The 906-nt window shown below is 43.4% G+C and carries 2 pseudogenes; both read left to right on the forward strand.

Annotated features, from left to right (window positions below):
• Positions 1-71: 71 nt before the first annotated feature.
• A pseudogene (gene tnpA / locus OCV70_RS19905) lies at positions 72-428 on the forward strand (IS200/IS605 family transposase); the annotation flags it as partial.
• Positions 319-906, forward strand: a pseudogene (locus tag OCV70_RS16140) (IS200/IS605 family accessory protein TnpB-related protein); the annotation flags it as partial. The pseudogenes tnpA and OCV70_RS16140, both read left to right, overlap by 110 nt.

Below are 906 nucleotides of genomic sequence, written 5' to 3' on the forward strand. Positions count from 1 at the left end.
TTTGAGCAGAAAACGCATACCGCTAAATCAGAATGGATGTACCGCTAATTTCAGAATAGGCGTACCGTTCGGGCAGAATTTGCAGCTGTTCTTTGCAGTATCATCTTGTCTGGTGTACAAAATACAGAAAAAAGGTTTTAAAAAATGGAATCGATACAGAATGTAAAGAATTGTTACAGGGTCTTGCAGAAGAATATAAATTTCAGATCCTGGCAATGGAGGCGATACCGGACCATATCCATCTGCTTGTTTACATCGAAGGACAAAAGGAAAAAGAAAAAAGCCTGACAGAAGAAATGATTTGTTGGAGGAAAAGAGATGCAGACAGTATCCAGCTATGGCGTAGAAGTACGAAAACAGAATATCCCGATTCGCCAGACACTGGGACTCTATCGGTCTGCGGTCAGCTATCTGACAGAAATATATGAACAGGTGTGGGAAGAACTGGAAGAGATCCCGGATGCTAAAAGGCGTTTTAATGCCGCAGAGCATCTGGTGCATACCACGAAAAAGAATCCCGCATGTTTTGATTTTGACCTCCGCTTCCCGAAGATGCCATCCTACCTTAGAAGAGCTGCAGTCCAGCATGCATTGGGAAGTGTATCTTCTTACAAAACACGGATGGATCTGTGGACAAAGCCAGGAGAAAAAACAGGGATGCCCAAACTGGTGTATGAGAACCATGCCATGCCTGTTTTTTACCGTGGTGTCATGTACAGAGAGGGAGCAGAAGGAAAAGAGGAAGCATACCTGAAACTGTATGATGGCCATGACTGGAAATGGTTTTGTGTGCGTTTAAACCATACAGATATGGAATATCTTCGTAAGAACTGGTCGGGGAAAAAGGCATCTGCCCCGATACTGGAGAAAAGACACCATAAATATTTCCTGCGTTTTTCCTATACG

The organism is Blautia acetigignens, from assembly GCF_025566865.1.
GTDB classification, from domain to species: Bacteria; Bacillota; Clostridia; order Lachnospirales; family Lachnospiraceae; genus Blautia_A; species Blautia_A acetigignens.